This is a genomic window from Streptomyces sp. S.PNR 29 (assembly GCF_030386795.1).
GTDB lineage: Bacteria > Actinomycetota > Actinomycetes > Streptomycetales > Streptomycetaceae > Streptomyces.
Window position 1 is genome coordinate 616069 of record NZ_JANUQM010000002.1, and the last position, 26191, is coordinate 642259.

A 26191-nucleotide genomic window follows, 5' to 3' on the forward strand; every position below is an offset into this window, starting at 1 on the left:
GATCACGCCCTGTCCGCGACGCGCTCGCCGAGCAGGCCCTGGGGCCTGAACAGGAGCACGAGGATGAGGAGGCAGAAGGCCCAGACGTTGGCCCAGCTCTGGCCGCCGAGCTGATCCATGCCGGGGATCTCGTCGATGTAGGCGGAGGCGAGGGTTTCGGCGATGCCGAGGACGATGCCGCCGAGCATGGCGCCGTAGATGTTGCCGATGCCGCCGAGGACGGCTGCGGTGAAGGCCTTGAGGCCCATGAGGAAGCCCATGCGGTAGTCGACGTTGCCGTACTTGAGGCCGTAGGCGACGGCGGCGACGGCGGCGAAGAAGCCGCCGATGGCGAAGGCGATGACGATGATGCGGTTGGTGTCGATGCCCATGAGCTGTGCGGTGTCGGGGTCCTGCGCGGTGGCCTGCATGGCGCGGCCGGTGCGGCTGCGGCGGACGAAGAGCGCGAGGGCGGTCATGCAGACGATCGCGGCGAGGATGAGGAAGATGTCGGCGTCCTTGATGGTGATGGAGCCGAGGTCGTGGGTGGCGTCGAGGCCGGGGAAGGCGCGGGCCTTGTCGGCGCCGGGGTAGAAGTTGCGCACGACCTCCTGGAGGGCGAGGGAGAGGCCGATGGCGGTGATGAGGGGGGCGAGCCGTGGTGCTTGTCGCAGTGGCCGGTAGGCGAATCGTTCCGCTCCTACGGCGACGAGGATGGCGACGATGCCGCCGCCGACCAGCATCAGCGGGACGGCTACGGCCATCGAGGTGCCGTCGGGCAGGACGTAGAAGTAGACCGTGAGTGCGCCGAAGGCGCCGGTCATGAAGATCTCGCCGTGGGCGAAGTTGATGAGCTGGACGATGCCGTACACCATCGTGTAGCCGATGGCGATCAGCCCGTACATCGAGCCTAGGAGCAGCCCGTTGGCCAGCTGCTGCGGCAGGGTGTTCACCGCATGGCCTCCATGTCGCTGGTGGTCGTGTGCGCTTCTCGCGTGCGGTGTCTGGTGGGCACGGTCGAAGCGCGCGGTCTGGTGTGCACGGTCATGTGCGGGGGTCCGGGTGTGAGAACGGGCCGCGCGGTCGGGGTCCTCCTTCCGCGCGGCCCGTGGTGCGCCGTTGTGGGGGCCGGATCAGCCGAGGTCGGCGGTGCCGGTGTCGACTGCCTTCCAGGCGCCCTTCTCGACCTGGTAGACCGTCAGCTGCTTGTTGGTGGTGTCGCCGTACTGGTCGAAGGAGACCTTGCCGGTGATGCCTTCGAAGTCGGACTTCTGGACGGCGTCGACGATCTTGGAGCGCAGGTCCTTGACGTCGGTGGGCAGCTTGCCGCCGTTGGCGTCCTTGACTGCCTTGACGGCCTTGATGATGGCGGTCGCGGCGTCGTAGGAGTAGGCGCCGTAGGCGCCGTAGTCGCCCTTGTAGCCCTTGTCCTTGTAGGTCTGGATGAACTGCTTGGCGGCGGGCAGGGTGTCGGCGGGGACACCGATGGCCGTGGCGAGGTCGCCCTCGGAGGCCTTGCCGGCGGTCTCGATGTAGGTGGAGGCGAACATGCCGTCGCCGCCGAAGAGCGGGATCTTGACGCCGTTGTCCTTGAGCTGCTTGGTGATCAGCGAGGACTCGTCGTACTGGCCGCCGTAGTAGAGCAGGTCGGCGCCGGAGTTCTTGATCTTGGTGACGAGGGAGCCGAAGTCCTTGTCGCCGGTGTTGACGTGGTCGGTCGCGACGACCTTGCCGCCGAGCTTCTTGAACTGCTCGTTGAAGATCTTCGCCAGGCCCGCGCCGTAGGTCTGCTTGTCGTCGACGACGAAGGCCTTCTTCTTCTTGAGGCCGTTGTAGGCGTACTGGGCGGCGAAGCTGCCCTGCAGTTCGTCGGTGGTGGCGGTGCGGAAGTACGTCTTGTACGGCCGCTTCTTGTCCGTCTGCCAGTTCTTGCCCTGGGTCAGCTCGGGGGCGGTGTTCGAGGGGGAGATCTGGACCATGTTGGCGGAGGCGAACACCTGCTGCATGGTCTGGGCGACGCCGGAGTTGAGCGGGCCGACGGCGCCGACGACGGTGTCGTCGCCGGTCAGGCTGGTGGCGTTGGACTGGCCGGTGGCCGGCTGCGCCTTGTCGTCCAGGGCCTTGAGCTTGAACTTCACGCCGGGGACCCAGTTGTTCTTGTTGGCGTCGTCGACGGCGATCTGGGCGCCGTACTGGATGCCGAGGCCGGTGGTGGAGTTCTCACCGGACAGGGGGGCGTCGACGCCGATGGTCAGGGTGGTGCCGTCCCCGCCGTCTCCGCTCTTGTCACCGCTGTCGTCTCGGGAGCCGCAGGCGGTGAGTGTCAGAGCTCCGGTCGCAAGAACGGAGGTAAGGATCACCAGGGAACGCTGTCGCACAATCAGTCCTTTCCGCAGGCACGTCGGCCCCGGTGGAGATCGACGGGTGCCGCGCTGGTACCGAACTCCCGATGGAGCGGTGACTGGCCGTGACTCTAAGCCCGGTCTGCGGGCGGCGGCAGCGGCGCGAGCTGGCTTGTGACGTTCTTGTTATGACGTGATGGAGGGCGCGCTGAGGCGAAGGGGCCTCTCGGCCGGTTTGGCTGAATTTATCCGTGGTCCGCATCGTGAGAACCCGCACTTCCGCTTGGCCGTGGCCCTGGTCCGGGGCTTGCGGCGCGGCAGGCGCCGTGAAGGAGGCCGGAAATCACCCCGGGGTGGGGTGGCGCGGGAGAGGGAACCGCGGTGCCGCATTGCGCATGTGTTACGGAGCGTTACGCCAAGAAAGGGCAGGTCCGCATTCAGGGATGGATCGGAACAGTCGGAAATGGCTGTCTTCATGGTGGTTTTCCGACTTGGTCCGACTCGTGCGCTGTGTGCCGGTTCGGATGACGGGACCCGCCGCCCGGTGGTGGGCGGCGGGTCCGGTCGTCGGGCGGTGGCGCGGGCCTATGGGAGGTTCACGAAAGGCGAGAGGAAGGCGCGGGCGCCGGGGGTGTCGAGGCGGTACGTCACGTTGGTCGCGTAGCAGGGGGTGTCGCCGGTGATGGTGGTGGCGGCCAGGACGTTCCTGCCGCCGATCACCGCGAAGTTGGGGCCGCCGGAGTCGCCGTAGCATGCGCCGCCGTTGCCCTGGGGGGCGGTCATGGCCAGGCGGACCCAGGAGTCGTTGAGGGCGTCGAAGGTGACGGGCGCCTTCATGCGGACGCCGCCGCCGGGGTGGGTCTGGCCGCCGGGCCCGTTGGCGGCCTCCTGGGTGCCGTATCCGGCGACGAGCCAGTCGGTGGCGTTCAGGCCTTGCGGGCCGAGTTTGCCGAGCTGGTTCGCGGTGGGGAGGGTAGCCGGGGTGAAGCTCCAGCGGGCCTTGACCTTGGCTGCGGGCAGTTCGATCACGGCGATGTCGTGGGTGTCGGAGGCGGGGCCCGGGTAGCCGGGGTGGGTGTGGGCGGTGCCCTGGACGGCGACGGCGTTCGCCTGCGCGGCCGGGTCGCCCGGGTACTTCTTCGCGGCGGCGTCGAGTCCCGCCTGCACGTCCTGGTCGAGCGAGACGTAGAACCGCACGTTGTCGGGCCAGTCGGTGGTGCAGTGCGCGGCGGTCAGGAAGGTGTCCGCGTCGATCATGGTGCCGGAGCAGACCCAGTCGACCCGGTCCGGGGTCGCGGGGTTGTCGTCGTTGTCCCAGGTGGCCACGAGCGCGCCGACCTCGGTGCGTTCGGGCGCGGGTGTCGCGTTGTACGAGTTGATCGCGGAGGACGGCAGTGCGGTGGTGAGCACGGCCGCGCAGGCTGCGGCGGTGACGGCGAAGACGCGTGGGACGGTCAAGAGAAACCCTTCTACGGGTGGGACGGGCGTTCTCCTGTGGGGGGTTGAGCAGCGTCAGTGAAGCGCGCGGGGGCGGCCGCGACAAGAGCGCGCCCGCCCCGCCAGGGTTTTCCCTACGTCCTCGGCGCGGCCGGTCCTCGGTGCGCGTGGTGCTCGGCGTCCCTGCTCAGTTCGCCTCGCGGATGTGCTCCGCGTCGCCGGGCTTCGCGTCGCGCAGCAGGCAGGTCAGCCTTGCGGTGCACACGCGTCTGCCCGCCTCGTCGCTGATCGTTATCTCGTACGTCGCCATGGTGCGGCCCCGGTGCACGGGTGTGGCCACACCGGTGACGAGTCCGGAGCGGACCCCGCGGTGGTGGGTGCAGTTGAGGTCGACGCCGACGGCGATCTTGGAGCTGCCGCCGTGCAGCATCGAGCCGACCGAGCCGAGCGTCTCGGCCAGTACGGCGGAGGCCCCGCCGTGCAGCAGGCCGTACGGCTGGGTGTTGCCCTCCACCGGCATGGTCCCGACGACGCGCTCCGCCGAGGCCTCCGTGATCTGTACGCCCATGCGGGTCCCGAGGTGGCCCGCGGAGAACAGAGCCGGCAGGTCGACGCCGAGTGAGGCGTACTCGTCGATGACCTCTTGCGGGAACGTCACATGTTGCTGTTCGCCCATGGGGCCCGGCTCCGTTCGTCGTGGTCGGTGCGGCTGCCTGTTGGCTGAGCAAACGCTCAGTCGGTTGCCGATTGTTCCAGACGTACGACGACCGACTTGCTGGCCGGGGTGTTGCTGGTGTCCGCGGTGGCGTCCAGCGGGACCAGCACGTTGGTCTCCGGGTAGTAGGCGGCGGCGCAGCCGCGGGCCGTCGGGTAGTGCACGACCCGGAAGCCGGGCGCCCTGCGCTCCACGCCGTCCTTCCACTCGCTGACCAGGTCGACGTAGGCCCCGTCCTCGACCTTGAGCTCTCGTGCGTCCTCGGGGTTGACGAGCACGACCCGGCGGCCGTTCTTGATGCCGCGGTAGCGGTCGTCGAGGCCGTAGATCGTGGTGTTGTACTGGTCGTGCGAGCGCAGCGTCTGCAGCAGCAGCCGCCCCTCGGGCAGCTCGGGGTACTCCACGGGCGCGGCGGTGAAGTTGGCCTTGCCGGTGGCCGTCGGGAAGCGGCGCTCGTCGCGCGGGGCGTGGGGGAGCGTGAAGCCGCCGGGACGGGCGACGCGCGCGTTGAAGTCCTCGAAGCCGGGGATCACACGCGCGATGCGGTCACGGATCGTGGCGTAGTCCTTCTCGAACTCCTCCCACGGCACCTTGCTGTCCTCGCCCAGCACGCGGCGTGCCAGGCGGCACACGATGGCCGGTTCGGACAGCAGGTGCGGGCTCGCGGGCTCCAGGCGGCCACGGGAGGCGTGCACCATGCCCATGGAGTCCTCGACGGTGACGAACTGCTCGCCGCTGCCCTGCAGGTCCCGCTCGGTGCGTCCGAGGGTGGGCAGGATCAGGGCACGCGCGCCCGTGACGGTGTGCGAACGGTTGAGCTTGGTCGACACGTGCACGGTCAGCCGGGCGCGCCGCATGGCCGCCTCGGTGACCTCGGTGTCGGGGGAGGCGGAGACGAAGTTGCCGCCCATGGCGAAGAAGACCTTCGCCTCGCCGTCGCGCAGCGCGCGGATGGCCCGTACGACGTCGTAGCCGTGCTCGCGCGGGGGCGCGAAGCCGAACTCCTTCTCCAGGGCGTCCAGGAAGGCGGGCGCGGGCCGTTCGAAGATGCCCATGGTGCGGTCGCCCTGCACGTTGGAATGGCCGCGGACCGGGCACACGCCCGCGCCCGGGCGGCCGATGTTGCCGCGCAGCAGGAGGAAGTTGACCACCTCGCGGATGGTCGGGACGGAGTGCTTGTGCTGGGTGAGACCCATCGCCCAGCACACGATGGTCCGCTCTGAGGCGAGGATCATACGGAGGGCTGCGTCGATGTCCTCCTTGGTCAGGCCGGTCGCCCTGAGCGTCTCGTCCCAGTCGGCGGCGCGGGCGGCGTCGGCGAACTCCCGGTACCCGTGGGTGTGGTCGCGGACGAAGGTCTCGTCGACCGCACCCCTGTCGATGATCAGCTTGTTGAGGAGGCGGAAGAGGGCCTGGTCGCCGCCGATGCGGATCTGCAGGAACAGGTCGGTGAGCGCGGCGCCCCTGAGCATGCCCTGCGGGGTCTGCGGGTTCTTGAAGCGCTCCAGGCCCGCCTCGGGCAGCGGGTTGACGCTGATGATCCTCGCACCGTTCGCCTTGGCCTTCTCCAGGGCGGACAGCATGCGCGGGTGGTTCGTCCCCGGGTTCTGGCCGGCGACGATGATCAGGTCGGCCTTGTAGAGGTCTTCCAGCAGGACGCTGCCCTTGCCGATGCCGATCGTCTCCGACAGGGCCGAACCGGACGACTCGTGGCACATGTTGGAGCAGTCGGGCAGGTTGTTGGTGCCGAGCTCGCGCGCGAACAGCTGGTAGAGGAAGGCGGCCTCGTTGCTGGTGCGCCCGGAGGTGTAGAAGACGGCCTCGTCGGGGGAGCCGAGGCCGGCGATCTCCTCGGCGATGATGTCGAAGGCGCGCTCCCAGGTGACCGGCTCGTAGTGCGCCGCCCCTTCGGGGAGGTACACGGGGTGGGTGAGGCGGCCCTGCTGCCCGAGCCAGTAGCCGCTGCGGGCGGCGAGGTCGGCGACGGAGTGCGCGGTGAAGAACTCGGGGGTGACCCGGCGCAGGGTGGCTTCCTCGGCCACCGCCTTCGCGCCGTTCTCGCAGAACTCCGCCTTGTGCCGGTGCTCCGGCTCCGGCCAGGCGCAGCCCGGGCAGTCGAAGCCGTCCTTCTGGTTGACGGACAGCAGGGTCAGGGCGGTGCGCTTCACGCCCATCTGCTGCTGAGCGATCTTCAGGGTGTGCCCGATGGCCGGCAGCCCGGCCGCCGCGTGCTTCGGCCCCGCGACATGCGGTGCGTCCTGCACCGGATCACCTTTGGGCGGCTTGGTGGCCATCGCGCACTCTCCTTCACGGACACAGGTGAGGTACGTCTCCGATCCTCGCACGTGGCAGTGACACCCATCGCTGCGGAGGCGCCCGAACCGACCGGGACCCCCGAGTGTCAGTGGCCCGTGGCAGGATCGGGGGCGTGGCAGAAACAGCATCGAAGAAGACCGAGAACACCCCCGGCGGCGACCGGCCCCGCCTGATGCTCATGGACGGGCACTCGCTGGCCTACCGCGCGTTCTTCGCGCTGCCCGCGGAGAACTTCACGACCGCGACGGGCCAGCCGACGAACGCGATCTACGGCTTCGCGTCGATGCTGGCGAACACGCTGCGCGACGAGGCGCCGACGCACTTCGCGGTGGCGTTCGACGTCTCCCGCAAGACCTGGCGCTCCGAGGAGTTCACGGAGTACAAGGCGAACCGCTCCAAGACCCCGGACGAGTTCAAGGGCCAGGTCGAGCTGATCTGCGAGCTCCTCGACGCGATGCACGTCTCCCGCTTCGCCGTCGAGGGGTACGAGGCGGACGACGTCATCGCCACCCTCGCCACCCAGGCCGAGGCCGAGGGCTTCGAGGTGCTGATCGTCACCGGCGACCGGGACTCCTTCCAGCTGGTCAGCGAGCACACCACGGTGCTGTATCCCACGAAGGGCGTCTCCGAACTGACCCGGTTCACCCCGGAGAAGGTCGTCGAGAAGTACGGGTTGACGCCCGCGCAGTACCCCGACTTCGCGGCCCTGCGCGGCGACCCGTCCGACAACCTGCCGGGCATCCCCGGCGTCGGCGAGAAGACGGCCGCGAAGTGGATCAACCAGTTCGGGTCGTTCGCGGAGCTGGTGGAGCGCGTCGACGAGGTCAAGGGCAAGGCCGGGCAGAACCTCCGCGACCACCTGGAGGCGGTCAAGCTGAACCGCCGGCTCACCGAGCTGGAGCGTCAGGTGGAGCTGCCCAAGGCGGTCCCCGACCTGCAGCGCACCGCGTACGACCGCAAGGCCGTCGCGATGGTCCTGGACACCCTGGAGATCCGCAACCCCTCCCTGCGCGAGCGGCTCTTCGCCGTCGACCCCGGCGCCGAGGAGGCCGAGTCCACGCCGATCACCACGGACGGCGTGGAACTGGACGGCACGGTACTCGGCACCGGCGAGCTGGCCGGCTGGCTCACCGAGCACGGCACGGAGGTCCTCGGCGTCGCCACGGTCGACGCCTGGGCGCTCGGCACCGGCTCGGTCGCCGAGGTCGCGCTCGCCGCACCCGGGGGAGCGGCCGCCTGGTTCGACCCCTCCCAGCTGGACGAGGCCGACGAGACGGCGTTCGCCGCCTGGCTGGCCGACGCCGGCCGCCCCAAGGTCTTCCACAACGCCAAGGGCGCGATGCGCGTCTTCGCCGAGCACGGCTGGAGCGTCGAGGGCGTGCGCATGGACACCGCGCTCGCCGCCTACCTGGTCAAGCCGGGCCGCCGCTCCTTCGACCTGGACGCCCTGTCCCTGGAGTACCTGCACCGCGAGCTGGCCCCCGCCGCCACGGCCGACGGCCAGCTCGCCTTCGGCACCGACGAAGGTGCCGAGGCCGAGGCGCTGATGGTGCAGGCCCGCGCGGTCCTCGACCTGGGCGAGGCCTTCGAGAGCCGCCTCGCGGACGTCGGCGCCGCGGACCTGCTGCGCGACATGGAGCTGCCCACCTCCGCGCTGCTGGCCCGCATGGAGCGGCACGGCATCGCGGCCGACCGCGCCCACCTGGAAGCCATGGAGCAGATGTTCGCGGGCGCGGTGCAGCAGGCGGTGAAGGAGGCGCACGCGGCGGCCGGGCACGAGTTCAACCTGGGCTCGCCCAAGCAGCTTCAGGAGGTCCTCTTCGGCGAGCTGGGCCTGCCCAAGACCAAGAAGACCAAGACCGGCTACACCACCGACGCCGACGCCCTGGCGTGGCTGGCGACCCAGACCGACAACGAACTGCCGGTGATCATGCTCCGGCACCGCGAGCAGGCGAAGCTGCGCGTCACCGTCGAGGGTCTGATCAAGACGATCGCCGCGGACGGCCGCATCCACACCACGTTCAACCAGACGGTCGCCGCGACCGGCCGTCTGTCGTCCACGGACCCGAACCTGCAGAACATCCCGGTCCGCACCGACGAGGGCCGCGCGATCCGCCGCGGCTTCGTCGTCGGCGAGGGCTTCGAGTCCCTGATGACGGCCGACTACAGCCAGATCGAACTGCGCGTGATGGCCCACCTCTCCGAGGACGCGGGCCTGATCGAGGCGTTCACCTCCGGCGAGGACCTGCACACCACGGCGGCCGCGCAGGTGTTCTCGGTGGAGCCGGCCGCGGTCGACGCCGAGATGCGCCGCAAGATCAAGGCCATGTCGTACGGCCTGGCGTACGGACTGTCGGCCTTCGGCCTCTCCCAGCAGCTGAACATCGAGGCGGCCGAGGCCCGCGCCCTGATGGACGCCTACTTCGAGCGCTTCGGCGGCGTCCGGGACTATCTGCGCCGGGCCGTCGACGAGGCCCGGGCGACGGGCTACACGGCGACCCTGTTCGGCCGCCGCCGCTACCTGCCCGACCTCAACAGCGACAACCGTCAGCGCCGCGAGGCGGCCGAGCGGATGGCCCTCAACGCGCCCATCCAGGGCACCGCGGCGGACATCGTCAAGATCGCCATGCTCAAGGTGGACAGCGCCCTGCGCGAGGCCGGCCTCAAGTCCCGCATGCTCCTCCAGGTCCACGACGAAATCGTCCTGGAGATCGCCCCCGGTGAGCGCGCGGCGGCAGAGGAACTCGTCCGCCACGAAATGGCACACGCCGTCGACCTCAGGGTGCCCCTGGGCGTCTCGGTCGGCGCCGGTCCGGACTGGGAGTCGGCAGCGCACTAGCCTCCGGCGGTTTCCGCGTGCGGGGCAGCAGCGGCGGGGCGGTAGTTCCGGGCAGCCCGGCGACCCCGCCCCGCGGCGGCGAGCGGCAGCTGCCGCAGCGCTGGTGGAGGCCGTCGTCTCCGACGGGGGCGCGAACAACCGGCCGGCACGTGGAACGGTCGGCATCGCATCCCCGCAGTGACGACGAGCAACCACCACGGGCGCGGCCGGGCTCCGTCGCCCGCGAGGCACTGGCGGGAGATGCCGGTCCCCTCTGCACCCCGGGAGGCCGGTCCGGGAGGTGGGTCGCGCCTCCCACCCCGGCCGACAGAACCCGCCTCCACGCCCGCCGCCGGCGAGGCGCTGGCGGAGATGCCGGTCCCCTCTGCACACCGGGAGGCCGGTCCGGGAAGTGGGTCGCGTCTCCCACCCCGGCCGACAGAACCCGCGTCCACGCCCGTAGCCGGGTTCCGTGGCCCGCAAGGCGCTGCGGAGACGCGATCCCCCTGCACCCGGGCGACCGGGCCCAGAGACGGGCTGCGCCTTCCGTCCCGGCCCGCAGAACCCACCCCACGCCCGCAGCGCCCGTCACCCGCGTGGCCCCCGCGAGACAGCCCTCGCCCCCGGCGCCCCTGAAGATGCGGGCATGGGTATACGCCTGCTCCACCACCGGGCGGCACCAGCGCAGCCCAGCGCCGACGGACCCGCCGGCGTGCCGCTCCCGCCGGTCCCGGCCTTCGCGCTCGGCGCGAGCACCGCCCGCGTCCCCGCCACCCTCGCGACAGCGCTGCACCACACCGCGGCGGACCTGCGCCGCCGGCTCGCCCGCCGCGACAAGACCGCCGTACGCACCCCCGAGACGCCCGCCTGGCGGCTGCCGGCCGACCTGGCCCGCGGCTACCTCGCGCTCACGCTCGCGCTGCTCCCGTGGTCACGCCCGGCGCGCACCGTCACCGTGTTCGTCGCGGCCCCCGCCCCCGTCAGCGCGCGACCGGACGGCTCGGCTCCCTGCCGACGTCTCCCCGGCCTTCAGGGACCGGAGCCGGACGGCACACCCTGACCCCCACGGCGTACACCAGCAGCCCCGGGACAAGTCCCGCGCCCGCCCCGAAGCACACCGTCGGAATCAGCTCCCAGGGCTTGGCGGTCGCGCCCCAGTACTCCCACCACCGCGACGCCCGCTGTACCGCCCCGGCCAGCGCACAGCCGCCGAGCAGCACGGCGGCCCACCACCGGTCCCGTACCGACAGCACCGCGACCCCCACCGGCTCGGCCGCCAGGGCCGCGGGCGTCCGCCGCAGCGCACACGCCACGAACACGGCGATCACGACCGCGGCCACCGCGGAGCCGCCGTACTGCAGGTACCAGTACAGCGGTGAGCCCGCCACCTCGCGGCCCAGGACGGGAAACAGCCGCATGCCCCACCGGTCGAGGTGCGTGAACGCGTCCCACACCACGTGCGTCAGCGCGCCCAGCGCCGCCGAGACGTACCACCGCCCCACCAAGGACGGCCGCACGCGCGCGCGTGGCGCCCCGCACCGCAGCAGGGCGGCCGCCCGTCCCTGCCGGGCCCGCGGCAGCAGCGCCACCAGCGGCTCGCGCACCAGCAGCCACAGTCCCACCAGCGCCCAGGCCACGAGCACATCGACGGTGAACACGCCCACGAAGGAGTGCGTGACCTCTCCGAACTCCATCGCCCCGGACACGACACTTGCCGCGTAGTAGGTCATGTCGGGCGAGAAGGAACCCGCCACGAGTACGGCCGGCACCAACTGCCCCCGCCCGGTCCCGTCGGTGCGCACGGCAGGCAGCACAGCTGCCGCATGGCTCAGGGTGAACGGCAACTCGGCTCCTTGCGACGGACGTTGGCCGGGCGGCCCGCCCGGTGATCACATCCCTCCAGTATGAGCGACGGCGGAGCGGCGAATCCGAACATGGCCAACTGGTGAAAATCGGGCAGGAACAGGTGCCCGAGCCAAGGAAGTTGTCGTAGGGTCGCCTGGATCACCGTGCCGGTGTCCCGGTCGAACAAGTGAACATAGCGCTCAAACGTGCCGCGAGGGCAACCAGTGGCACGGGTCGATCGTCACAACAGAGCGAGCACAACAGACAGGGAAGGGCGCCCGGGCGTCCACGGGAGGGGTTCACTTTATGGCGGCGCAATTCGGCAGGAGGCTGCGCAAGGGGGCGGCAACCACCGCCGTGGCCGCGGCCGCGGTCGCGGCCCTGTCCGCCTCTCAGGCTCCGGGGGTGACGGTCGACGGCCATGACAGACAGTCCGCCGCCGACACCACACCCTCACCCGAGGCCAACGCCGACGGCAGCGCGACCGGCAACTCGCCGTACTACACCGACCTGCCACCGCTCAACACCCCCAGCCCCGCACCGACCACAGGCACCCCCGGCCCGTCGACGGGCACGACCGAGGCGGGCATCCCGGCCACCGTCCTCGACGCCTACAAGAAGGCCGCGGCGGCGCTCGGCGAGTCCAAGCCGGGCTGCAACCTGCCCTGGGAACTCCTCGCCGCCATCGGAAAGGTGGAGTCGGGTCAGGCCCGCGGCGGCCGCGTCAACGCCGAGGGCACCACCCTGAGCCCGATCCTCGGCCCGCAGCTCGACGGCAACGGCTTCGCGCTCATCAAGGACACCGACAACGGCGCCTACGACGGCAACAGCGCGTACGACCAGGCCGTCGGCCCCATGCAGTTCATCCCGTCCACCTGGGAGTGGGCGGGCCGCGACGGCAACGGCGACGGCAAGGAGGACCCCAACAACATCTACGACGCCGCGCTCGCGGCCGGCCACTACCTGTGCCGCAACGGCTGGGACCTGTCCGTCCAGGGCGACCTGAACCGCGCGATCCTCAGCTACAACAACTCGCAGGACTACCTGAACACGGTCCTGTCGTGGCTGGAGTACTACCGCAAGGGCACCCACGAGATCCCCGACGGCACGGGCACGATCCCCGAGGGCCGCAGCGACGACGACACCGAGAAGGCCAACCCCAAGCCGTCGCCCACGCCACCGAAGAACACCACCCCGCCCAGGGACAAGCCCGGCACCCCGGGCGGCTCCGACCCGAGCACGCCCAGCACCCCGAGCAAGCCGCCGTCCCCGTCCCCCACCCCCACCGACACGGTGCACCACCTGGAGGACGCCGGCACGGCGAAGCTCACCGCGATGGCGGGCGACGCGTTCACCCGGAAGATCAGCACCCGCGCCGAGACCGAGACCGGCAAGGCCGTCGCCAAGGTCAGGATCCGCTTCACCATCATCGGCGACACCGACACCACCTTCACCGGCGGCGAGGACGTCGCCACGGTCGTCACCAACAGCTCCGGCGTGGCCGTCGCGCCCACGCTGCAGGCGGGGGAGAAGACGGGCGCCTTCACCGTCCGCGCCACCGTCGTCGGCCGCACCGTCCGCGGCCTCGACTACACCGCCACCGTCACCGAGCGCGCCGCCGACACCCTCACCCGCACCAGCGACACCACCCTGACCTGCACGCCGGGCGGCGAGTTCGCGGAGCAGGTCGAGGTGAAGGCGACGTACCAGGGCGCCGTGGCGGACCGGGTCGCCGCCACGGCCACGCTCATCAAGTCGGTGCTGGATCCGACGGAGAACGACAAGGGCCCCTACTTCAAGGACGCCGACGGCAAGCCCGTCCGTACCCTGAAGGGCCTGGAGACCGACGCCAAGGGACTGCTGAAGCTGCCGACCCTGTACGCGGACGACACCACCGGCACGTTCATGCTCCGCATCACCACCGCGGGCGGCGCGACGCTCAACGTCCCGCTGACCGTGCAGGCGGCCGAGTCGTCCCCCAGCCCGTCGGACAGCAGCAGCCCGTCGGCCGGCACCAGCCCGTCGCCGAGCCCCAGCGCCTAGCCACGACCGGGCACACAGGGCGCCCCTCCGCTTTTCCGCGGCGGGGCGCCCTCGTCTGTGTGCAACGTGTTCTCATCTCGCCCGCCCGTTGCTACCGTGCCCGGACCTGACGATGTATCAGTTCCGCTGGGTTCCGTCCGCCGGGAGGCCCGCATGCGTGCCCTGATCGCCGCCGCGACCGGTCTCGCCCTCGCGTTCGCCCTGGTCCTCACCCTCACCGCCCTGGGCACCCCGTCGGGCGGAACATCCCCCGAGCCGCTGCTGACGACGGTGCCCGCACACCCGTAACCGCCCGCAAGGGAGGCCGAGATGCGCCGCAAGGCCAGCCTGGTCCTGCTCGCCTTCGCCGTGTTCTGCGCGGCACTGTCCCCGCTGCTGCGCTGGTACGCCTTCCCACGCCTGGCCAAGATCCCGGCCAACCAGTACCAGGACATGGTCCTGGAGGCCGAGGACGCCACCCTCCTCGACTACGGCACGATGAAGGCCCGGAAGGTCCCCAAGGTCAGCATCGTGCAGACCCTCAAGGGCAACGTGGATGCCTCCGAGCGGATCGAGAGGACAACGGGCCGGGACGTGGTGGTGTGGGACGGCCTGTCCTACGCCCAGGGCCCCGACGGACAGATGGTCTCCAAGATCCCCGAGCGCTACATCTTCGACGCGCACACCCAGGAACCCGTCCACGCCACCGGCGAGATGGTCGACGGCGACCCGGTGAAACGAGAAGGCCTGGAGTTCAAGTGGCCGTTCCTGACGGAGAAACGGGACTACGAGTACTTCGACGCACAGGCGCGCGTGACCGCCCCCATCCACTACAAGGGCACACGGAACTTCCGCGGCGTCGAGGTCTACTACTTCGAACAGACCATCCCCTGGACGAAGGTGAAGTTCCCCAAGACCCTGCCCGTCGAGGGCATCACCCCCGAAGCGCTCGCCGAGACCGGCACCACCCGCTGGTACACCACCGTCCGCACGTTCTGGGTCGAACCCCTGACCGGCGCCCCCGTCTACGGCGAGGAGATCCACCAGGAGGAACTGCGCGGCGGCACCCTGCTCGGCGGCCGCGACAAGGTGACGGCGTTCGCCGGCCACGTGAAGATGCGCGAGGACTACATCAGCCACACGGTCGACCTGGTGAAGTCCCAGCGTCTGCAGATCCTGCTCATGACGTCGTACCTGCCCTGGGGCCTGCTGTTCCTCGCCGCCCTGCTCCTGGCCCTCTCCCTCTGCCTGGAGGCCCGCGGCCGCCGCCCCGGCGACCCGTCGACCGCGCGGGACACGGATCCGGAGCCGGTCACCGCCTGAGCCGCGCGTTGGTGTGCCGCGTCGGCTCGGCCGTGGCGGGATCCTCCGGCCACGGATGCTTCGGATACCGCCCGCGCAGCTCCGCCCGCACGGCCCGGTAGCCCTCTCGCCAGAAGGAGGCCAGATCGGAGGTGACGGCGGCGGGCCGCCCGGCCGGCGACAGCAGGTGCACGAGCACGGGAACCCCGGCCACCTCGGGCGACCGCTGCAACCCGAACATCTCCTGCAGCTTCACCGCGAGAACCGGCCGCTCCGGATCGGTGTAGTCGATCCGGATCCTGGACCCACTCGGTACGGTGATCCGCTCCGGAGCCAGCTCGTCGAGCCGCACCGCCTCCCCGGAGGCCCAGGGCAACAGCCGCGCGAGCGCCTCCCCGGCGTCGATGCGCGCGAGGTCGGCGCGTCGCCGGGCCCGGCTCAGCTCCGGCTCCAGCCACTCCTCCACGCGCGCGTGCAGCGCCTCGTCGGAGACGTCGGGCCAGGGCTCACCCCGGTGCAGCCGCAGAAAGGCCAGCCGCCGCCGCAGCACACCGGCCTCCGCCGACCACCGCAGCAGCCCGAACCCTTCCCGCCGCAGCCCTTCGCGCAGCGCCTCGCGTACGAGCACCGGATCGGCCTCCTTCAACGGACGCACCGCCAGCTCCACGGCCCCCAGCCGCTCGACCCGCCGCGCCACGACGTCCCCGTCACCCCAGTGGACCTCGTCCCGCTCCTCCAGCAGCGCCCCCGCCGCGAGCCGCGCGATCCCCTCGTCGACGGCCGCACCCAGCCGCACACGCGCGTGCCCCCTGCCGACGGGCCGGTCGGCCACGGCGACGGCGATCCAGGAAGCCCCCCGCAGCCCCGTCCCTTCACCGGCCTCGGCGCGCGTCCCCGACACCATGAGATACGAGCCGCCGTCGGCCTTCGCGACCCGCTCGGGGAAGGCGAGGGCGGCGACGAGCCCGGCGACACCGTCCGCACCGCCGTCCGCCCACGCACCACCGGCGGGCGGCCCGGCAGGCTCCTCCACCACCGCCCGCAACCGCCGCACCTCGGCACGCCACCGCCCGCTGTAGGCGTCGCCCCCACGCCGCGCAGCCCGCACCGCGGACGCCAGGTCGTCCCCGTACTCCCGCGGCGCCTCTTCACTGAGCAGCGCCACAACCTCCGCCGCCCGCTCGACCCCCACCAACGGCACCGCGTCCAGCAACGCCCGCCCCAGCCGAGGGTGCACCCCCAGCCGCGACAGACGCTGCCCCCGCTCCGTGGCCCGGCCGGCCCGGTCCACCGCCCCCACGGCCGCCAGCACCGACCGCGCCGCCGCCATCGCCCCGCCCGGCGGCGGATCCAGCAACGCCAGCCCCGACGCCTCCGGATCCCCCCAGCAGGCCGCCTGCAGGGCGAACGCCGTCAGATCGGCCACCTTGATCTCCGGCGACGGGAAACGCGGCAGCCGAACGTCCTCGGCCTCCGTCCAGCAGCGGTACACCACACCCGGCGCCTCACGCCCGGCCCGCCCCGCACGCTGCCGCGCCGCAGCCTGCGAGGCCCGTACCGTCGTCAGCGCGCTCAGCCCACGCGCATGGTCCACCCGCGGCTCCCGCGCCAGCCCCGCGTCCACGACCACCCGCACGCCCGGCACCGTCAAGGACGACTCCGCCACAGAGGTCGCCAGCACCACCCGGCGCCGCTCCCCAGGCGCCAGCACCGCGTCCTGCACGGCCGCCGGCGCCCGCCCGTGCACCTGGAGCACATCCACGTCACCCAGGTCCCCGAGCTGCCCCGCCACCCGCGCGATCTCACCCACACCCGGCAGAAAACACAGCACGTCCCCCTCACGCTCGGCCAGCGCCCGCCGCACCACCGACGCCACATGCGCCAGGAGCGCCGGATCGACCCACATGCCGTGCGGCGGCCGCACAGGACGCGCCGGGGGCGCCCAGACCACCCCGACCGGGTACGAGACGCCCTCCGCCGCCACCACCGGCGCTCCGCCCAGCAGCCGCGCCCAGCCCTCCGCGTCCGTCGTCGCCGACGCGGCGACCAGACGCAGCTCCGGCCGCAGCGCCTGCCGTACGTCCCACAGGAACGCCGCCGCCGTGTCCGCGTCCAGATGCCGCTCATGGCACTCGTCGAGCACCACCACGTCGACCCCGGCCAGCTCCTGATCCCGCTGCAGCCGCTGCAGCAGCACACCCGTCGTGACGACCTCCACGCGCGCGCGGCGCCCCACGACCCGCTCCCCGCGCACGGTGTACCCGACGCTTGAGCCGACCCTCTCACCGAGCAGCCACGCCATCCGCCGCGCCGCCGCCCGCGCCGCGATACGCCGCGGCTCCGCCACGACCACCCGCCGCGCGGACCCCTGACCCAGCAGCCCCGCCAGGGCCAGAGGCACCAGGGTCGTCTTGCCGGTGCCGGGCGGCGCGACGAGAACGGCGGTGCCGTGCCCCTCCAGGGCATCGCTCAGGGCAGGCAGGGCACCGCGTACGGGCAGGGCGTCCAGGGCGTCGTAACGGATCACGCCCTCAGTGTCGTACGCCCGGGAGAACGACCATCACGCGCGCGTGCGTCAGTCCCGCTCGCACACGAAGATCGCCGTCCCCGGGATGAGGTTGCCCCGCAGCGGCGACCAGCCGCCCCACTCGGAGGTGTTCCAGGCCGGCCACTCCGGCTCCACCAGGTCCACCAGCCGGAAGCCCGACGCCACCACGTCCCGCACCCGGTCACCGAGCGTCCTGTGGTGCTCGACGTACACCGCGCGACCGTCCTCGGCCTGCTCGACGTACGGCGTGCGGTCGAAGTAGGAGGCCGACACGCTCAGCCCCTCCGGCCCCGGCTCGTCCGGGAACGCCCACCGGATCGGATGGGTCACCGAGAAGACGAGACGGCCCCCGGGGCGCAGCACCCGGTGCACCTCGCGCAGCACCAGCCGAGGATCGGCCACGAACGGCAACGCTCCGTACGCCGAGCACGCCACGTCGAAGGAGCCGTCCGCGAAGGGCAGCGCACCCGCGTCGGCGCACACCAGGGGGAACGACCCGCCGATGCGCAGCGCGTGCTGCAACTGCCGGTGCGAGATGTCCAGGGCCACCGGGCGGGCGCCCTGGCCGGCCAGCCAGCGGGAGCACTGCGCCGCGCCCGCGCCGATCTCCAGGACGTCCTTGCCCTTCAGCTCCTCCGGCGGGCCGAGCAGCTCGGCCTCCACCTCGTCCAGGCCCTCCGGGCCCCAGACGAAACGGTCGTCGCCGAGGAACGTGCCGTGCTCGATCTGGTACTCGTCCGCGTTGCGGTCCCACCAGCCCCGGTTGGCCCGGGCGCTCTCCGTGACATCCGCGTCACGCCGGGTGGCCTCCGGCTCGGACGCTGCGGGCTCTTGGATGATCGGCTCCCTCGTCGTAATCTTCCGTCCGACCCGTCCGGCGGCGTCGCGAAAGGGGTGCCGCGCGGCCTGCGTGGCCTCGAAGGACAGGTTGTGTGCCGGTTATGCGGCAATCCGCCCCGGGTGGGCGGCTTCGCGCATTGACCCTGCCCGGCTGCCCCCGTATGCTACAAGTTGCGCTGCGGGCCTGCGCACCTCAGACGTAGCAGGCTGCGCTCGCATCTGTTGTATGTCCCCTCGGTTGTCGAGGCGCCATCACCAGTACTGGTGGGGCGCTTCCTTGGCTGTCCGGCTTCTGCAGAGCGAAACGGGCTCCAGCGTGAGCAGTACCTACGACTTCAATGTCCGTACCGGAGCCCTTTTCCACATGACGAGCAGCACCGAGACCACCGCCACCACCCCGCAGGTAGCGGTCAACGACATCGGTAACGAGGAAGCGTTCCTCGCAGCGATCGACGAGACGATCAAGTACTTCAACGACGGCGACATCGTCGACGGCGTCATCGTGAAGGTCGACCGGGACGAGGTCCTGCTCGACATCGGTTACAAGACCGAAGGTGTCATCCCGAGCCGCGAGCTCTCGATCAAGCACGACGTCGACCCGAACGAGGTCGTCGCCGTCGGCGACGAGATCGAGGCCCTGGTCCTCCAGAAGGAGGACAAGGAAGGCCGCCTGATCCTCTCGAAGAAGCGCGCCCAGTACGAGCGTGCCTGGGGCACCATCGAGAAGATCAAGGAAGAGGACGGCATCGTCACCGGTACCGTCATCGAGGTCGTCAAGGGTGGTCTCATCCTCGACATCGGCCTCCGTGGCTTCCTTCCCGCCTCCCTGGTCGAGATGCGCCGCGTCCGCGACCTCCAGCCCTACGTGGGCAAGGAGCTCGAGGCGAAGATCATCGAGCTGGACAAGAACCGCAACAACGTGGTCCTGTCCCGCCGTGCCTGGCTGGAGCAGACCCAGTCCGAGGTCCGCCAGACCTTCCTCACCACCCTCCAGAAGGGTCAGGTGCGGTCCGGTGTGGTCTCCTCGATCGTCAACTTCGGTGCCTTCGTGGACCTGGGTGGCGTCGACGGTCTGGTCCACGTCTCCGAGCTGTCCTGGAAGCACATCGACCACCCCTCCGAGGTCGTCGAGGTCGGCCAGGAGGTCACCGTCGAGGTCCTCGACGTCGACATGGACCGCGAGCGTGTCTCCCTGTCGCTGAAGGCGACCCAGGAAGACCCGTGGCAGCAGTTCGCCCGCACCCACCAGATCGGCCAGGTCGTGCCCGGCAAGGTCACGAAGCTGGTTCCGTTCGGTGCGTTCGTCCGCGTCGACGAGGGCATCGAGGGTCTGGTCCACATCTCCGAGCTGGCCGAGCGCCACGTGGAGATCCCGGAGCAGGTCGTCCAGGTCAACGACGAGATCTTCGTCAAGGTCATCGACATCGACCTCGAGCGCCGTCGCATCAGCCTCTCGCTGAAGCAGGCCAACGAGTCCTTCGGTGCCGACCCGTCCGCGGTCGAGTTCGACCCGACCCTGTACGGCATGGCCGCGTCCTACGACGACCAGGGCAACTACATCTACCCCGAGGGCTTCGACCCGGAGACCAACGACTGGCTGCCGGGCTACGAGAAGCAGCGCGAGGAGTGGGAGCGCCAGTACGCCGAGGCGCAGGCCCGCTTCGAGCAGCACCAGGCGCAGGTCATCAAGTCCCGCGAGGCGGACGCCCAGGCCGCTGCCGAGGGTGGCGAGGCCGCCGCTCCGGCCGCGTCCGGCGGTTCGTACTCCTCCGAGGGCGGCGACAACTCCGGCGCCCTGGCGTCGGACGAGGCGCTGGCCGCACTGCGCGAGAAGCTGGCGGGTGGGCAGAGCTGACGCCCACTGATCAGTAGCTCCTGACTGGAGGGGCCGTACCTTTCGGGGTGCGGCCCCTTCGGCGTGCTCGACGAGCGCCGTCAAGATCACGACTCACGTCCTCGGGGGGAATGCCCACGCCCGTATGGTCGTTGTGCAGTACGGACACAAGGAGGAGCGGTCACAGTGCTTGATCCGCAGGGTTTGTACGCATGGGAGCCGAAGGGCCTGGCCGTCGTCGACATGGCGCTCACCCAGGAGTCGGCCGGCCTTGTCATGCTCTACCACTTCGACGGATACATCGACGCGGGCGAGACCGGCGACCAGATCGTCGACCGGCTGCTCGACTCGTTGCCCCACCAGGTCGTCGCGCGCTTCGACCACGACCGGCTCGTGGACTACCGCGCCCGCCGCCCGCTGCTGACCTTCCAGCGCGACCGCTGGACGGACTACGAGGAGCCCGCCATCGAGGTACGGCTCGTCCAGGACGCCACCGGAGCACCCTTCCTGCTGCTGTCCGGCCCCGAGCCGGACGTGGAGTGGGAGCGCTTCGCCGCGGCCGTCCAGCAGATCGTCGAGCGGCTCGGCGTCCGCCTGTCCGTGAACTTCCACGGCATCCCCATGGGCGTCCCCCACACCCGCCCCGTCGGCCTCACCCCGCACGGCAACCGCACCGACCTCGTCCCCGGCCACCGCAGCCCCTTCGAGGAGGCGCAGGTGCCCGGCAGCACCGAGGCCCTCGTCGAGTACCGCCTCATGCAGGCCGGGCACGAGGTCCTCGGCGTCGCCGCGCACGTGCCGCACTACATCGCCCGCTCCCCGTACCCGGACGCGGCACTGACCGTCCTGGAGGCCATCACGGCGGCCACCGGACTGGTCCTGCCCGGCATCGCACACTCCCTGCGCACGGACGCACACCGCACGCAGACGGAGATCGAGCGGCAGATCCGGGAGGGCGACGACGAACTCACCGCGCTCGTCCAGGGCCTGGAGCACCAGTACGACGCCGCAGCGGGCGCCGAGACCCGCGGCAACATGCTCGCCGAGCCCGTCGACATCCCGTCGGCGGACGAGATCGGGCAGGAGTTCGAACGGTTCCTGGCGGAGCGAGAGGGAGACAACTAGGCCCTGTCGTTTGGCTCAGGCCGGCTGCAGTCACGGCGCCTTCCCGCCGACCCGAGCGGGGCCTGGTGCGTGCAGCCCCTCACGGAGCGGCGCCCGGTGCCGCGAGAGTGCGTGCCGGGCGCCGCGACGGGGCGAACGTCGCCTGCCGCTGGCACCAGCGCCGGTCCGGCCTCCCGCCGGGTCCGTGTCACGGACAGGCCCTAAGCTTCCGCTCATGCTGAAGGTAGGCCTGACCGGCGGGATCGGCGCCGGCAAGAGCGAGGTGTCACGGCTGCTCGTCGAGTGCGGAGCCGTACTGATCGACGCCGACCGCATCGCACGCGAAGTCGTCGCGCCGGGCACCCCCGGCCTCGCCGCGGTCGTCGAGGCCTTCGGTGAGGAGATACTCGCCGAGGACGGCACCCTGAACCGGCCCGCGCTGGGCTCGATCGTCTTCGCCGACCCGGAAAAGCTGGCCGTCCTCAACTCGATCGTCCACCCCCTGGTGGGCGCCCGCTCCCGCGAGCTCGAAGAGGCGGCCGCCGAGGACGCCGTCGTCGTCCACGACGTCCCCCTCCTCACCGAGAACGGCCTGGCCCCGCTGTACGACGTCGTGGTCGTCGTCGACGCTCCCCCCACCACCCAGCTCGACCGGCTGGTACGGCTGCGCGGCATGACCGAGCAGGACGCACGCGCGCGCATGGCCGCCCAGGCGACGCGCGAGCAGCGCCTGAAGATCGCGGACATCGTCATCGACAACGACGTACCCCTGGAGCGGCTGGAGCAGCGCGTCAAGGAAGTGTGGGCCGAGCTCCACCGCAGGGCACACGCGTCCCAGCAGCCACCTGCGGAATAGCGATACCCCTCAGGGCGTTGAACCCCTCCAGCGAGGGAAGGACTCTGCCGTGCCCGAGACCAGCGGTTCCACCGGACGCACTCCGGAGACGCACGTCATCGACTTCCGTGCCGCCGAGCAACTGCTCGCCGCACGGGACCCGCGGGGCGCGGTGAAGCTGCTCGACGGAGTCATCGCCGCGCACCCGGAGAACACCGCCGCGCGACTGCTGCGCGCGCGAGCCTTCTTCGCAGCCGCACAATTGAGGCCCGCCGAGCTGGAGTTCACCATCGTCCTGGAACGCGAGCCGGACAACGCCTTCGCGCACTTCGCACTCGCCCGCACCTACGAACGCCAGGGACGCCCCGACCAGGCCAGGCGCCACTTCCGGCTGGCAGCGGCCCTCGACCCCAACCCGCAGTACCTGCAGCGAGCACGCTTCGACTCATGAAGGCCGGCCCACCCTACGGGCGGACGTCCGGCGGCCGGTACGGCGGGACGTCCGGGCCCGGCTGGTAGTGCGGGCCCTGCCGGATATGCCTGACGATCACGGCCAGGTCGACGGTGATCACCAGCCACAGCACTCCACAGGCAGCCGCCCACCCGGGGCGCCCGACGAGCGCGAACACCGTCGTTCCCACGATCGCCCAGACCGCTCCCCAGATGCTCAGCCACAGACGTGCCCGCAGCGCACTGCGTGCGGTGACCGGCTCACTGCCCGTACGCATCATGACCACCACTCCTGCTTGCAACGTACTCTTCGAGCGGACGCGTACCAAAGCGGTCACTGAAGCGGTCGAGCCAAGGGGGAACACCGAGCCGTGCTGCCGGACACCGACGAACTGCCCGAGATCCTGCTCGACCTCGCGGTACCCCACGAGGACATCAACGACATGGTCGCACTACGGCGGACGCTCGTCTCGGACGCCGGGACCATGCGGCTTCTGAAGGAATGCGTCGAGGAGTTGCTGCGGGACATCGGGGAGATCGGCAGAGAGGTCCGGCTCGACGAGCGCCTCACCGAGGCTCCGGCGGCGCTGGGACCCTACTTCCCCGCGTACGTGTTCGTCGCCGCACTGCCGCACACGCGCGCCTACCACCGCGAGCGCGGCATCCCCGCCGATGTCACCCGGCGCACCCTCGCCGACCTGGGACGGAACATCGCGGCTCACCGCCGGCGGACGGGTGGGGCAGGAATGAAGACGCCGCGATGGCTCACCCTCCACTTCCGCGGGGAGCTGTACCAGCTGGGGCGACTGCAGTTCCAGCGGGCACGGCTCGGGCAGCGCACGGGGCAGGGCATCGCCGCGGCCGGACTGGACGTGGCCCCGGGCACGCCGTGCCTGAACCTGCACATCCCCGACTGCAGCGGACCACTGTCACCGGCTGCCTGCGACCGGTCCCTCACGCTGGCCCGGGAGTTCTTCGTCCGGCACTTTCCCGAGGAGCGGCAACGCGTCGCGACGTGCCACTCCTGGCTGCTCGACCGCCAGCTCAGGCGATACCTGCCCGAGCACTCCAACATCCTCCGGTTCCAGGAACGCTTCCGGACGGCCCACGAGGACACCGAGCCCGCCGACACCGAACCGATCCGGTTCGTGTTCGGCGACCCCGACCTGCCGGTGGAAAGCCTGCCGCGGCGCACCTCGGTGGAACGTGCCGTGGGGGACCATCTGCGGGCGGGCGGCCACTGGTACATCGGGCACGGCTGGTTTCCACTGTGACCCGCGATCCGTCGCTCGTCACTCGGTCGGGTGAACCCGCCTCCCGCGGGAACGGGCGTGCGGGCCGGGCCCGTTGAACGGGCATGGAGATGAAGATGCGAGCGGGATACCACGGGACGGGGCCCGGGCCGATCACCCCGGACGGCTGCGCGGTCGAGCTCTACTCACGCCTGCCCGTCGCAGCCGAGCCGGACATCATCGCCGCGGCCGTGCCCGCGGGCGCGCACATCCTGGAACTCGGCAGCGGCGTGGGACGGGTGACTCACGCGCTGCTGGACCGGGGATTCAGGGTGACGGCTGTGGACGAGTCCGCCGAGATGCTCAAGCGCGTCCGGGGGACACGGACGATATGCAGCCCCATCGAGGACCTCGACCTGGACGAGAGGTTCGACGTCGTGATGCTCGCGTCGTTCCTCGTGCACGCCGGGGACGCCAACGTGCGGCGGGGTCTGCTACGCACCTGCGTACGGCATGTCGCGGAGGGCGGCTGCGTCCTCATCCAGCGGGAGGGCGAGGACTACCACACCAACCTGCCCCGTGAGCGGGTCGACCCCAGCGGCTTCACCGTGCGGATCGTGTCGGCGGAGCCGGTCGGCGACGGGGTCAACTCGGTGTACGCCGAGTACGAGTTCCCGGACGCGACCTGGACACAGACGTTCCTGGCGCGGCCGCTGACGAAGGAGCAGTTCGAGGAGGCGCTGGGGGAGGCGGGTCTGAGGGTGGACCGGTATCTGACGGAGGACCGGACATGGGTGAGGGCGGTTCCGGTGGCTTGAGCGGGTTCGTTCGGAACAGCAGGTCGTAGCACGCCATGGAGAAATCCGGCTGGGAAGCGATGAGTTCGTGGGCGAGGGGCGGTCTCCCTCTGTGACAGCACCACGGACCGCTTCCCCAAGGAGACCTCCATGTCCGAGACCACCGCTTCCGCCACCTCCACCACCTCCGCTCCGTCCGCCAGCCGGCGAGCCGCCCGGATCGCCCTGCGCGTGCTGCAGGTGCTGCTCGCGCTCGTCTTCGGGATCGCGAGTGCCCTGCCCAAGCTGATCGCGCACTCGTCGGCGGTCGAGTCGTTCGACAAGATCGGCTGGGGCAGCACGGGGATGTACATCATCGGCGTGCTCGAACTGGCCGGGGCGGTTGCGCTCCTGACACCGGTGCTGCAGTCGGTGGCGGCGGTCGCGCTGAGCGCGTTGATGGTGGGCGCGTTCGTCGTCCAGCTCGCCGTCTTCGACGGGCAGTACGCGGCGACGCCGCTCATCCTGATGGTGCCGCTCCTCCTCATCGCCTGGGCGCGGCGGGGGAACAACGCGGAGCTGCTGCGGCTGGTGCGACGACGGGGCTGATGGGGGCGAGCTGTTGGTCGGGCCGCCGGTCATGTGGCCTGTCGGGGAGGGAGGGAGGAGGGGGAGGGGGAGGGGGAGGGGGGAGGCCCCCTCACGGCCTCGGTTTTCCGAACGCTCCGCCCGGCCCGCCCGGCCCTCCCAACCCCCGAAGGCGTTCGATTTCGCGCCGGTCCCGCTTGGTCGGGCGGCCCGTGCCGCGGTCGCGGATGCCGATGGGGGCGACGGCCTCGCGGGGCGGGGGAGGGGGAGAGTTGTCGATGTAGCACTGGGCCGCGACCGGGGCGCCGACCCGCTTACGGATCAGCCGTTTGACGACGACCACCCGTTCCCGGCCCTCATGGCGCAGGCGCACCTCGTCGCCCACGCGTACGGAGTGGGCGGGCTTCACACGCTCGCCGTTCACGCGGACATGGCCGCCCCGGCAGGCGGTCGCGCCGATGGAGCGCGTCTTGACCAGACGTACGGCCCAGATCCAGCTGTCGATGCGGACGTTCTCGCCGTTCTTGGGACCGGCTGCCTCGGCGGCGGCCACCGCGGCGGCGATCTTCGGGTCCTCGCCCTTCGGTTCCTCGGCCTTCGGGCCGGCGGCCTTCGAGTCCGAGCCCTTCGGGCCCTCGGCCTTGGCGTCGGCGGACCTCCGGTCAGCGGCCCCGACGTCGGCCGCCCCGGCGTTCTCGTTGTCGCCCCTGTACGCGTCACGCTCGGAAGCCATGCCCCTGACCTTAGAGTCTTTTGCGCGGCACCGTTGCCACAGCACCGTGTTCACGGTCCGCCGGATTCATTTCTACCGCCGCTCTGCCGAGTCAACGTCGACGGAGACCTTTTCGGCCCCGATCCGCCGCATGCGTTCAGTGCCCCATTCTCCCAGGGAAGCCAGGGCGGCGTTGAGTGAGACACCATGCTCCGTCAGGGAGTACTCGACCTTCGGAGGCACCTCGCGGTACACCTCGCGATGCACGAGCCCGTCTTCTTCCATCTCCCGCAGATGCTGAACCAGCATCTTCTCGCTGACGCCGGGCAGACCGCGTCGAAGCTCGGCGAACCGGCGCGTGCCGTAGTGGTGCAGTTCCCAGAGGATCAGTGACTTCCACTTGCCGGCGACCACGTCCATCGCCGCGTCGATGCCGCAGAAGTAAGGCCCACGTCGTGCCGACGGTGCCATCCCGCCCCCCTTCGAGCCGTATCTA

23 protein-coding genes are annotated in these 26191 nt (G+C 71.0%); 12 read left to right on the plus strand and 11 right to left on the minus strand.

Features of this window, described 5'->3' with window-relative positions:
• Nucleotides 1-2 precede the first annotated feature (2 nt).
• The 5 genes from NW895_RS07450 to NW895_RS07470 all read right to left on the minus strand — a co-directional run bounded on the left by NW895_RS07450 (nt 3) and on the right by NW895_RS07470 (nt 6767).
• A complete protein-coding gene (locus NW895_RS07450; protein ID WP_289934526.1) occupies nt 3-932 on the minus strand; it encodes a branched-chain amino acid ABC transporter permease in 930 nt (309 codons plus the stop codon).
• A 180-nt stretch (nt 933-1112) separates the two neighbouring features.
• Complete coding sequence (locus tag NW895_RS07455) at nt 1113-2342, minus strand: branched-chain amino acid ABC transporter substrate-binding protein (protein WP_289934821.1); 1230 nt, start codon at nt 2340-2342, stop codon at nt 1113-1115.
• Nucleotides 2343-2906: 564 nt separating this feature from the next.
• Nucleotides 2907-3779: a trypsin-like serine protease gene (locus tag NW895_RS07460; protein WP_289934527.1), complete on the minus strand. Its 873-nt coding sequence runs from the start codon at nt 3777-3779 to the stop codon at nt 2907-2909.
• A 166-nt stretch (nt 3780-3945) separates the two neighbouring features.
• The gene (locus NW895_RS07465; RefSeq protein WP_289934528.1) at nt 3946-4434 is read right to left on the minus strand and encodes a hotdog fold thioesterase; all 489 of its coding nucleotides are present in this window, start codon (nt 4432-4434) and stop codon (nt 3946-3948) included.
• A 56-nt stretch (nt 4435-4490) separates the two neighbouring features.
• Nucleotides 4491-6767, minus strand: a complete 2277-nt coding sequence (locus tag NW895_RS07470) for an FdhF/YdeP family oxidoreductase (protein ID WP_289934529.1) — start codon at nt 6765-6767, stop codon at nt 4491-4493.
• 134 nt (nt 6768-6901) lie between these two features.
• On the opposite strand from NW895_RS07470, the gene polA reads away from it, so the two are divergent.
• Together polA and NW895_RS07480 are read left to right on the plus strand one after the other, a co-directional pair.
• Nucleotides 6902-9628 (plus strand): DNA polymerase I, encoded by a 2727-nt coding sequence (polA, locus tag NW895_RS07475; RefSeq protein ID WP_289934530.1) that lies wholly within the window; start codon nt 6902-6904, stop codon nt 9626-9628.
• A 625-nt stretch (nt 9629-10253) separates the two neighbouring features.
• Nucleotides 10254-10667, plus strand: coding sequence for a hypothetical protein (locus NW895_RS07480; RefSeq protein WP_289934531.1), 414 nt, complete (start codon nt 10254-10256; stop codon nt 10665-10667).
• Here NW895_RS07480 and NW895_RS07485 read toward each other — a convergent pair.
• Entirely contained in the window at nt 10588-11451 is an 864-nt protein-coding gene (locus NW895_RS07485) for a DUF4184 family protein (protein WP_289934532.1), read from the minus strand. The two genes, NW895_RS07480 and NW895_RS07485, sit on opposite strands and share 80 nt — an antisense overlap.
• A 307-nt stretch (nt 11452-11758) precedes the next feature.
• Between NW895_RS07485 and NW895_RS07490 the strand changes: the two genes are divergently transcribed.
• The 3 genes from NW895_RS07490 to NW895_RS07500 all read left to right on the plus strand — a co-directional run bounded on the left by NW895_RS07490 (nt 11759) and on the right by NW895_RS07500 (nt 14797).
• Nucleotides 11759-13495, plus strand: a complete 1737-nt coding sequence (locus NW895_RS07490; RefSeq protein ID WP_289934533.1) for a lytic transglycosylase domain-containing protein — start codon at nt 11759-11761, stop codon at nt 13493-13495.
• 153 nt (nt 13496-13648) lie between these two features.
• Nucleotides 13649-13783, plus strand: coding sequence for an SPW_0924 family protein (locus NW895_RS07495; RefSeq protein ID WP_289934534.1), 135 nt, complete (start codon nt 13649-13651; stop codon nt 13781-13783).
• 21 nt (nt 13784-13804) lie between these two features.
• A complete protein-coding gene (locus NW895_RS07500; RefSeq protein WP_289934535.1) occupies nt 13805-14797 on the plus strand; it encodes a DUF3068 domain-containing protein in 993 nt (330 codons plus the stop codon).
• On the opposite strand, the gene hrpB is transcribed toward NW895_RS07500, so the two are convergent.
• Together hrpB and NW895_RS07510 are read right to left on the minus strand one after the other, a co-directional pair.
• The gene (hrpB, locus tag NW895_RS07505; RefSeq protein ID WP_289934536.1) at nt 14787-17303 is read right to left on the minus strand and encodes an ATP-dependent helicase HrpB; all 2517 of its coding nucleotides are present in this window, start codon (nt 17301-17303) and stop codon (nt 14787-14789) included. The two genes, NW895_RS07500 and hrpB, sit on opposite strands and share 11 nt — an antisense overlap.
• Before the next feature lie 48 nt (nt 17304-17351).
• Nucleotides 17352-18182, minus strand: a complete 831-nt coding sequence (locus NW895_RS07510; RefSeq protein WP_289934822.1) for a class I SAM-dependent methyltransferase — start codon at nt 18180-18182, stop codon at nt 17352-17354.
• A 346-nt stretch (nt 18183-18528) separates the two neighbouring features.
• Between NW895_RS07510 and rpsA the strand changes: the two genes are divergently transcribed.
• The 4 genes from rpsA to NW895_RS07530 all read left to right on the plus strand — a co-directional run bounded on the left by rpsA (nt 18529) and on the right by NW895_RS07530 (nt 22388).
• Nucleotides 18529-20019, plus strand: a complete 1491-nt coding sequence (rpsA, locus tag NW895_RS07515; protein ID WP_289934537.1) for a 30S ribosomal protein S1 — start codon at nt 18529-18531, stop codon at nt 20017-20019.
• Between the two features lie 165 nt (nt 20020-20184).
• A complete protein-coding gene (locus tag NW895_RS07520; protein ID WP_289934538.1) occupies nt 20185-21123 on the plus strand; it encodes a PAC2 family protein in 939 nt (312 codons plus the stop codon).
• 214 nt (nt 21124-21337) lie between these two features.
• Nucleotides 21338-21958 (plus strand): dephospho-CoA kinase, encoded by a 621-nt coding sequence (gene coaE, locus NW895_RS07525; RefSeq protein ID WP_289934539.1) that lies wholly within the window; start codon nt 21338-21340, stop codon nt 21956-21958.
• A gap of 49 nt (nt 21959-22007) precedes the next feature.
• Nucleotides 22008-22388: a tetratricopeptide repeat protein gene (locus NW895_RS07530; protein WP_289934540.1), complete on the plus strand. Its 381-nt coding sequence runs from the start codon at nt 22008-22010 to the stop codon at nt 22386-22388.
• A 13-nt stretch (nt 22389-22401) separates the two neighbouring features.
• Here the strand turns inward: NW895_RS07530 and NW895_RS07535 are convergent, their stop codons facing one another.
• Nucleotides 22402-22665 (minus strand): DUF6343 family protein, encoded by a 264-nt coding sequence (locus NW895_RS07535; RefSeq protein ID WP_289934823.1) that lies wholly within the window; start codon nt 22663-22665, stop codon nt 22402-22404.
• A 93-nt stretch (nt 22666-22758) separates the two neighbouring features.
• On the opposite strand from NW895_RS07535, the gene NW895_RS07540 reads away from it, so the two are divergent.
• The 3 genes from NW895_RS07540 to NW895_RS07550 all read left to right on the plus strand — a co-directional run bounded on the left by NW895_RS07540 (nt 22759) and on the right by NW895_RS07550 (nt 25004).
• Entirely contained in the window at nt 22759-23661 is a 903-nt protein-coding gene (locus NW895_RS07540; protein WP_289934541.1) for an acyltransferase domain-containing protein, read from the plus strand.
• Nucleotides 23662-23756: 95 nt separating this feature from the next.
• Nucleotides 23757-24437 carry a class I SAM-dependent methyltransferase gene (locus tag NW895_RS07545; protein ID WP_289934542.1) on the plus strand — a complete coding sequence of 227 codons (681 nt, stop codon included), beginning with the start codon at nt 23757-23759 and terminating at the stop codon, nt 24435-24437.
• 129 nt (nt 24438-24566) lie between these two features.
• Nucleotides 24567-25004 (plus strand): DoxX family protein, encoded by a 438-nt coding sequence (locus NW895_RS07550; protein ID WP_289934543.1) that lies wholly within the window; start codon nt 24567-24569, stop codon nt 25002-25004.
• Between the two features lie 91 nt (nt 25005-25095).
• Here the strand turns inward: NW895_RS07550 and NW895_RS07555 are convergent, their stop codons facing one another.
• The gene (locus tag NW895_RS07555; RefSeq protein WP_289934544.1) at nt 25096-25716 is read right to left on the minus strand and encodes an RNA-binding S4 domain-containing protein; all 621 of its coding nucleotides are present in this window, start codon (nt 25714-25716) and stop codon (nt 25096-25098) included.
• Between the two features lie 72 nt (nt 25717-25788).
• The gene (locus NW895_RS07560) at nt 25789-26166 is read right to left on the minus strand and encodes a helix-turn-helix domain-containing protein (protein ID WP_289934545.1); all 378 of its coding nucleotides are present in this window, start codon (nt 26164-26166) and stop codon (nt 25789-25791) included.
• Nucleotides 26167-26191: the final 25 nt, after the last annotated feature.